At 69.1% G+C, this 7,427-nt stretch carries 5 protein-coding genes and 4 pseudogenes; 2 read left to right on the forward strand and 7 right to left on the reverse strand.

Annotation, left to right across the window (positions count from 1 at the left end; translation table 11 throughout):
- Nucleotides 1-253 precede the first annotated feature (253 nt).
- A complete protein-coding gene (locus tag ACP7TJ_RS33370) occupies nt 254-1,510 on the reverse strand; it encodes a serine hydrolase domain-containing protein (RefSeq protein ID WP_427767593.1) in 1,257 nt (418 codons plus the stop codon).
- A 73-nt stretch (nt 1,511-1,583) separates the two neighbouring features.
- On the opposite strand from ACP7TJ_RS33370, the pseudogene ACP7TJ_RS33375 reads away from it, so the two are divergent.
- Nucleotides 1,584-1,805, forward strand: a pseudogene (locus tag ACP7TJ_RS33375) (IS5/IS1182 family transposase); the annotation flags it as partial.
- Between the two features lie 42 nt (nt 1,806-1,847).
- Here the strand turns inward: ACP7TJ_RS33375 and ACP7TJ_RS33380 are convergent.
- Nucleotides 1,848-1,961 (reverse strand): annotated as a pseudogene (locus tag ACP7TJ_RS33380) (IS5 family transposase); the annotation flags it as partial.
- A 119-nt stretch (nt 1,962-2,080) separates the two neighbouring features.
- Here ACP7TJ_RS33380 and ACP7TJ_RS33385 point away from each other — a divergent pair.
- Nucleotides 2,081-2,422, forward strand: coding sequence for a DUF5713 family protein (locus ACP7TJ_RS33385; protein ID WP_167744075.1), 342 nt, complete (start codon nt 2,081-2,083; stop codon nt 2,420-2,422).
- Nucleotides 2,423-2,451: 29 nt separating this feature from the next.
- On the opposite strand, the pseudogene ACP7TJ_RS33390 reads toward ACP7TJ_RS33385, so the two are convergent.
- The 5 genes and pseudogenes from ACP7TJ_RS33390 to ACP7TJ_RS33410 all read right to left on the reverse strand — a co-directional run.
- A pseudogene (locus ACP7TJ_RS33390) lies at nt 2,452-2,704 on the reverse strand (IS5 family transposase); the annotation flags it as partial.
- Nucleotides 2,705-2,765: 61 nt separating this feature from the next.
- Nucleotides 2,766-2,974 (reverse strand): annotated as a pseudogene (locus ACP7TJ_RS33395) (IS5/IS1182 family transposase); the annotation flags it as partial.
- 38 nt (nt 2,975-3,012) lie between these two features.
- Nucleotides 3,013-5,739: a Helicase associated domain protein gene (locus tag ACP7TJ_RS33400; RefSeq protein WP_427767871.1), complete on the reverse strand. Its 2,727-nt coding sequence runs from the start codon at nt 5,737-5,739 to the stop codon at nt 3,013-3,015.
- Between the two features lie 78 nt (nt 5,740-5,817).
- A complete protein-coding gene (locus tag ACP7TJ_RS33405) occupies nt 5,818-6,378 on the reverse strand; it encodes a hypothetical protein (protein WP_427767873.1) in 561 nt (186 codons plus the stop codon).
- A gap of 410 nt (nt 6,379-6,788) precedes the next feature.
- Nucleotides 6,789-6,977, reverse strand: coding sequence for a hypothetical protein (locus ACP7TJ_RS33410; RefSeq protein ID WP_367452427.1), 189 nt, complete (start codon nt 6,975-6,977; stop codon nt 6,789-6,791).
- Nucleotides 6,978-7,427: the final 450 nt, after the last annotated feature.

Genomic DNA, 7,427 nt, shown 5'->3' on the forward strand with positions numbered 1-7,427 from the left:
CGCGATGTGTCGGGAGACCGGGAGGCTGTTGCCTTGGATCCCGATCGGTCAGCGAAGTGGGTCGCCTTCGCCGGGGTCCACGAGATGGTGCGCCCAGAAATCGTTCTCGGGTTCCACGGCCTGTGTCTCGTGAAGCCTGCCGATGTACGACGACGGCAGCATCGACTGTTGGGCAGCCTATGACGACCTGTACGAGGCGCTACGCGGCCTGTAGGAGTCCCACGTGGAAGGCATACTGAGTATCTAGCTGTGGTCACCCGCGCTTCCGGTCGCCGCACACCGCCCGGTCCAGCAGGCGGACCGCGGCCTCCGCCTGCTCAAGGAAGCGCTTCTCGTCACCGAAGCGCGTGGTGAAGACAGCGGCCGCGGCCGACACCCGGCCGTCGGGCGTGACGGCGGTCTCGGAGGCGGTGCCGAAGGACGTGCCGCCGTGGTACCAGACCCCGCCCCCGCAGCCCTCGGCCGGGCGCCAGGCGAGGCCGAGCCCGTAGCGGGTCCTTCCGTCGGTGGCGTAGCCGGGCGCCGGGACGGTGGTGCGCATCTGCTCCAGCTGCTCCGGCGGCAGCAGCCGGCCGCCCATCAGGGCGCGCAGGAAGGTGTTCATGTCGCGGGTGGTGCTGATGATGCCGCCGTCCGCGCCGCCGCCCACGGCCAGCGTGGTGTCGGTGAGGTCGTCCCGGCCGGGGAACTGCGTATACCCGGCAGCCGTCGGCAACGGCACGTACGGCGAGGTGTCCGGTATCAGCGTGCGGCGCAGCCCCAGCGGCTCGATGATCCGGTCGTGCACCTCCTGCGCCCAGGGGTTGCCAGTGGCCTTCTCGATGACCATCCCGAGCAGCACGTAGTTGGTGTTGGAATACGCCCACTGCGTCTCGGCGCCCGGATCGTCCGCGTCCGGCAGCCAGCCGGGGGCACGCTCCATCGCCGCGGCGACCTGCTCCTCGGGGGTCTGCGAGCGGAACCGCTGTGCGTGGAAGCGCTCGGGTGTCAGCTCCGCCGGGTCCTCGAAGGCGATGTCTGTGTAATTGGCCAGGCCGCTGGTGTGCTGGAGCAGGTTGCGCAGGGTGATGCGGCTGCCGTCGTTGCCGTTGCCAGCGACCACCCCGGGCAGCCACTGCTCGACGGTGTCGTCCAGGCTCAGCGTGCCCTCGCCGACGAGCTGGAGCGCGGCCACGGCCGTGAAGGTCTTGGTGTCGCTGCCGATGCGGTAGTAGGCGTCGAAGGGCACCCGACCCCCGTCCTTCAGGCTCGCGGTGCCGGACCGGGCCTGCGTCTCGCGCCCGGCCGCGTCCCGGGCGAGCACCGTCAGCCCGGTGGCTCCCGTGTCCCGTACCACGTCCGCGTCCCGCTGCAACCGCGACCGCGCGTCCCCGCCGCCGGCGCCCATGGCCTCGGCCGTGGTGCCCGGCCCGAGAAGCGATGCGGTCCCGATTGCGGCGGCCCCGGCCACGGCCAGCCCCGCACGCCACCGTCCGGACCGGCCCCACCGCGCACTCTTCGTGATCTCCATGGCCGAAACGCTACGGAGGACCAGCACCGCAAACCATCCAGCTGGCTGCCCGGACGGGGGTGGTGCTGGCCCCCTGCCACCCGGCCGCCCCTCCTCATCGCCGCCCCCCGCGGTCTACCGCAGGTTCGCTCAGGGGAGCCGGGCCCGGGGTCCGGGCCCGGCTCTACCGCGTGATCGGCGACAGACTCGGGGCGCGGGGCGAGCTGGGCTGGTCGCGGTGCGCGATCGACTCGGTCAGTCTGCGGGCGGCAGAGGGGGGCCGCTGACGGGACCGAGTCCGACCGACCGCGGCAAGCTGGTTCAACCTCCGTACCCAGGAGCTGAGCGAAACGTCAGGTCAAAGCCACTCGTTGATGGCCGCGACGAGCAAGGTCGCCTCGTAGTCGTACCGCGTGGTCACGGCGCGGTGTCTTCTGAGGCGATTGGTGCGGCACTCGACCGCGTGCCGGGCCTTGCAGGGCCTGTTGTCAAAGTGCCGGGCGACCAGCCTGGTGTACGTGGGCGGCGTCGTTGTCAGTGGTGTCGTGCATGATCGGCGCGTCAGGTCTTATACGGGGATGGGGAAGCGCCATGCCGATCACGAACCAGCAAGTATCAGGGCACATGTTCCTGCGACAGATGTATACGGACTCGTACTTCCCCGATCACGTCGTCGACCGGGGTAGGGCGATCCTGTTGCGGCTGTGCGAGCGGATTGAGGCTGAGCAGCCGTCGGATCTGGAGGCTCTGTATGCGCTCAGCCAGGCCGCAACGGAGGAATTCAACAGTCTGGAAGCAGAGTTCGAGGCAGCCGGAAGTGAAATCGAGACGGTTGCGCGCGAGGTGATCGCTGAAGACTTCTGGTTTGTGGCATCGGCATACGGGTTCACGGACGCGCATGTGGAAGAGCTGATCGCCACCCGGGACTGGTGAGCGACGACAGGAAGGCCATCTGCCGGCCAGAGCCATTCGTTGAGGGCTGCGATCAGCACGGTCGCCTCGTAGTGGACGGCGAGCTTGTCGTATCTCGTGGCCACCGCGCGGTGGCGCTTGATGCCGCACTCCACCGCGTGACGCTGTTTGTAATCGATTCTGTCGAACTTCGGCGGACGGCCTCCGTGAGAGCCGAACTTCCTGCGGTTGCGGACCTGGTCAGCCTTTTCCGGAATGGCGGAGCCTGGCCCGACGCCGCATCGACGTCCTGTTCGCCATGCTCCGCGAAGGCACCTTCTATAAACCGCCCAAGATCAACCGTTTGACGAAAGCCATAGGGGCACTTTTTGGCCCTGACGTGGGCGGTGTCCAGGATGACGCGGGAGACGTCCAGGAGCCCGGCGTCGTCCAGATGATGGCCGCGAAGACCGTCTCATCAGGTGTGTTCTGCGTGCCGCCGCCCTGCGGCCGTGTCCGTTGCTCCGCAATCAGCGGCCTGGCGATCTCCCACAAGCCGTCCGGCACGATCCAGCTCCACGTTCCCCGCCCCATACCGGGACAACGTCCGCCTCACCAGGTAGGACACGGTCTTATGCCCATTCCATTCCCTGCTTGTGCAGCGAGGTCAGCTGTTCCTGGGTGAGTTTGTGGCGTCGGGTGCGGGTGTTGGAGATCCACACACCCAGTTTCACGGTCACCGGCTCGTCCTCGCCGTCGACGGTGATCTGTTCGGTGTGCCCGCGGGGTACCGGCCGGTGGGCGCCTTCCCGTTCGACCCACTGCGTGAGGGCCGCGAGCCCGCGCTGGAAGGCCTGCTGCGCCTTGCTTGTGCCCTTCACCGCCGTACCGCCGGCCCGTGTCGGGGCCGCCCCTGCCGGGGTCACCCCTGTCGGGGCCGCCCCTGCCGGGGCGGGGGACTGCGCCTCGGTGGGTTTGATGCCCAGCACGGTCAGCCGTTCCTGCTGCTCGGCCGACAGCAGTTTCCAGGTGCCGGGCTGTTTCTGCCGTTTCAGCCAGCGTCCGATGTCGTCGCCGTCCATCAGCACGCCCGGTGCGATGTCGGGCAGTACCCCGTGGGGTTCGGTGTCGGCGAGGTCGGCGAGGACGCGGTAATGGCGTTGCCAGTCCAGCGGCCAGGGGCAGTTCCAGTCCGGGTCGATCGCGGCGAGCTGCGCCGCGCGTACGGCGGCCCGACGCGGGTCTTTCCCGAGACCATCCTTCCGCCGGAGGTTGGCCATGTACTGCCCGATAGGCACATGCCCGCCGGCCGGGTCGTCCCAGACCGCATCCTGGCGAGGGGCGAGGTGCCCGGTGGCCCGCCGGTAAGCGCGGAACACCGCGAGCCTCCTCTCCCACGCCTCCTCGCCCGGTTCCCAGACCATGCCGGCCTCGGGTGCCTCGAGCAGTTCCTTGCGCCGCGGCTCGAGCTCCCCGGCCCGCAGCGCCTTGCGCTGCTGGTGCACCCACCGCCCGAGGGGGAACGCCTTCGTAACACCAACCTCAACCTCGGTGTCATACGGAACGGCGTACAGGCCGGTGATCTTGTTCTCCTTCCGCCAGCGCAGCAGCGCCTGGTAGCCCTCCAGCCAGACCAGGGACTCGGGCCGGTAGACCCGGGTGCGCAGGAACACGGCGATGGCCGCTGGGTCGCGCGGTGTGGAGAAGTGGAGCAGCGCCGACTCGGCAGCGGCCTGGGTGCCGTCCTGCTCCTGGTCCTCGCCGCCGCCCTCTCCGCCGGCCCCGACGATCCGCCCGTCCTCGTCGCGCCGGAGGTGGACCTTGCGCCTGCCGCTGGTGCGCGCGCGGGAGGCGAGCTGCTCGACCAGGCGCTCATCATGGCTGCGCAGGCCCTGGAGCACGGCCACGAGCGGCTTGAAGCTCGCGGAGGCGACCATGTCGGCCGGGTCCTCGCCGGGCTGGAGGAAGACGGGCACGATGATCCGCGCGACCTTCGTGCTGCCGTCCCGGTTGGGCCGCAGCGCGCGGCCGATGTTCTGCACGATCTCCACCTGGGAGGTGCGGGTGTCGGCGAAGCAGACCGAGTCGACTCCCCGTTCGCCGGTGATGTCCACACCCTCTCCGAGCACCCGGCAGCTGGCGAGGAACGCCCGGTGCACGCGCCGGCCCGCGGCGTCGATGCCGCCTGCGAACTGGCGCAGCACCTCGCGGCGCTCGGTGACGAGGTGGTCGCCGCACAGCCACGCCGACCAGACCCGGTCCGGGGGGACGTGGCGGCCGGCCTCCAGCTCGTAGAAGCCCGCGCCGATCGACGAGGCGGGGAGCCGGTCCGCGGCCGCCAGGTCCTCCTCCGAGGCGTCGATGCCGTACAGCTCGGCAGCGGTCTGCGGCATCTTCTCCGCGAACGCGGCGGCCTCCTCCACCTTCTGGTGGAACGTCATGACCGTACGCAGGTTGTACGCCGCCGCATGCTCCAACAGTGCGGTCTGCAGCAGGGCCAGGCGCCGGCCCCGCTGCGCTTCCTCCGACTCGCCAAGGACGGGGGAGGGGTCGCGGATCTCCAGCACGTCGATCTCGAACCCGGCGAGGATGCCACGCTCGATCGCCTCACTCAGTCCGAGTTCGGCCAGCCACGCGCCGTAGGTCCCGTCCGGGTCGTCGGCCATGCTCGCGATCTCCAGCTCGCGCCCGCCGGTGCCCTGCTGCGGCCGGGGCGCGGCGAGGATGCGTGGGGTGGCGGTGAGGTAGAGCCGGAAGCCGGCCGGAATGCGGGCGTTGTCGTGGATCGCCGCCCACGGCCTGCCAAGATCACCCGCGGTTGAGTGGGCTTCGTCCACGATCACCAGGTCGAAACCGCTCATCTGCTGCCCGTACAGGCGCTCCCCGCCCGCCAGGGCGGCCTCCAGCGGCCCACGAATCCTGCCTCGGCCCATCGGGTCCTCGAAGTCTTCGCGATCCACCAGGGAGGCGTATGTGGCGAACACGACGACGGGCCCGCTCCCGGCCCACAGGGCGAGCTGGACCGCATTGGTGGTGGTGCGCACCCCGAGCCGCTCCAGGACCTCGTCCTTCTCCAGCGAGCACACCGCCACCATCGGGGAGCGGTGGCCCACCAGCCGCCACGCCTGAGCGGTCTGCGCGAGCAGGTCCAGAGTGGGCACGGTCACCAGGATCCGCCCGCCCGGAAAACACTCCAGCGCGCACGCAGCCGCCGTGATCGTCTTGCCCGACCCGGTCGCGGACACGATCGTGCCCCGCGCCCCCTCCGACGGTACGGATGATCTTGCAGGGAATCCCACCCACCGACGGAAAGCCGCTTTCTGCGCTACCTGATGCTCATGGAGCGAAACACCGAGCATTATATTACCGCATTCCTTATTACTTTCCGCGCCACACCTTGCGTGCATCGCTTACGAGAATGAATTTGCCGCAGCCGATCACCAGCCTTCTTCCTCCGGGCCGATCAGCGTCTGTCCTACCTGCCGGGCCAAGTGGCTCGCCCGCTCGTCCTCTCCACGACGGACGTGCACGAGAACGGTGTGCCCTACAGCCGGTTCACCTTCCGCTGTGCTGTTGAAACATGCCTGTACACCGGTGCGAGCCCACTCCGGTCCGAGGCCGAGCTCAGGCACGGCCGGCCAGCGCACGCCCATCCATGCGAGCTGCCCACACCTGGCGCCGCCCAGCAGAAGCACCGTCCCGCAGGGCAGCTCACCGCGTTCATCGGTCTCTGCACTGAACGTCACCGGCAGCAGCCGCGCCAGCTCCTCAGGACCCTGGGGCAGCTCCTCGGCACGTAGAAAGACATTCCCCGACGTGTAGAACGACTCCGGAAACATGTCACGGGCCTTCATGACCTCGATAACACACGTCAGTTCGGCATCGACGAAGACTGATCTGTCCGGAGAACTGCTGCAGCAGACGAGTGCACAGGCCACTGCCAAGGCCGTTTCCGCATCCCCTGTACGAAGAACCGGAAAGGCAACCGAATCACCCACAAGCATCCCCCTTCCCGCGCTTCAGCCGCCGTTACGTATCAAGAAGCGCTGAACCAGCCGCTCCGCTCGCTTCGGAAATCACCAGGACGGTGTGAAGGGCGGGACGGACACCGTGCCGTCCTCGCCCACCACGATCCGCTCGGCGAGCTGGGCCAGGACCTCACAGGGGCGCAGCCCCGCCCAGCCGGCCACCGACTGGACGCGGCGGACAACCAGACCTCTGCTCGCAGTTCATCAGCTTCCTCCCCCCGCCCTTCCCCGAAGGCGGCCTGTGCTGCAAGAGCACCGGCAAACCGTTCCTCACGCTCGCCAGCCCACACCGAGCCCTGAGCATCCTGTTCCGGCTCATACACACTCCAACCGGCTGCAGTCATCAAGTCCCTGACGCGCCGCCACTCAGCGTGCTGAGCTCACCAGATGGCAGCCAACCGCTCCCGGTCCATCTCGAACGCGTAGAAGGAACCGTTCCCCCTCAACTGCTCCGCGGTCTCCCGCTCACGGACAGCGGCCTCCGCCACCTTTTCCGCAACGGCGGCGACGTCCAGGCCATCCGCCTGACGCCGGACCTGATCCCGCGCCACGTCCTGAGCACTCCACATGCGTTTTCCCTTTTCCGAAAGGAGCGGGCAGCTGAGCCCGCATCGGGTGGTTGGAGGGGGTCCCGCGTTTCCGCCAACTCTACATACTGCATCAACCTGATGCACCACTACACCAGAGCCCGAAACGAGCGAGCACCCCCCACTCTCGCAGCCAGCCTGGCCCGCGAAGCGGGCCCAACGGTCCTGGAGGCGAAGCCGAAAGGACCGCCAGGCGGGGAGCGCAGCGGACCCGCCGGTCCGGGCTGCAGCGCAGCGGAAGCCCGGTGGCGGGACGAAGTCCCGCAGCTCTGGGAGCGCAGCGGATGGAGCATCAACCCGTGGGCGCAGCCCACGGGTTGCGCGGGTGGCGCAGCCACCCGCCAGCGCTCCCGCGGAGCGGGAGCGCAACCCCCGTGCGCAGCACGGGGGTTCGCTTGCACCGGGCGCAGCCCGGTGGGACCCGCTCCGCGG

The organism is Streptomyces sp. DSM 41931, from assembly GCF_050271085.1.
Taxonomy (GTDB): domain Bacteria; phylum Actinomycetota; class Actinomycetes; order Streptomycetales; family Streptomycetaceae; genus Streptomyces; species Streptomyces albogriseolus.

Bases quoted from the DNA above. Each gene is read 5' to 3' on its own strand.
- ACP7TJ_RS33370 (WP_427767593.1), bottom strand. From the start codon at position 1,510: ATGGAGATCACGAAGAGTGCGCGGTGGGGCCGGTCCGGACGGTGGCGT.
- ACP7TJ_RS33385 (WP_167744075.1), top strand. From the start codon at position 2,081: ATGCCGATCACGAACCAGCAAGTATCAGGGCACATGTTCCTGCGACAG.
- ACP7TJ_RS33400 (WP_427767871.1), bottom strand. From the start codon at position 5,739: ATGCTCGGTGTTTCGCTCCATGAGCATCAGGTAGCGCAGAAAGCGGCT.
- ACP7TJ_RS33410 (WP_367452427.1), bottom strand. From the start codon at position 6,977: ATGTGGAGTGCTCAGGACGTGGCGCGGGATCAGGTCCGGCGTCAGGCG.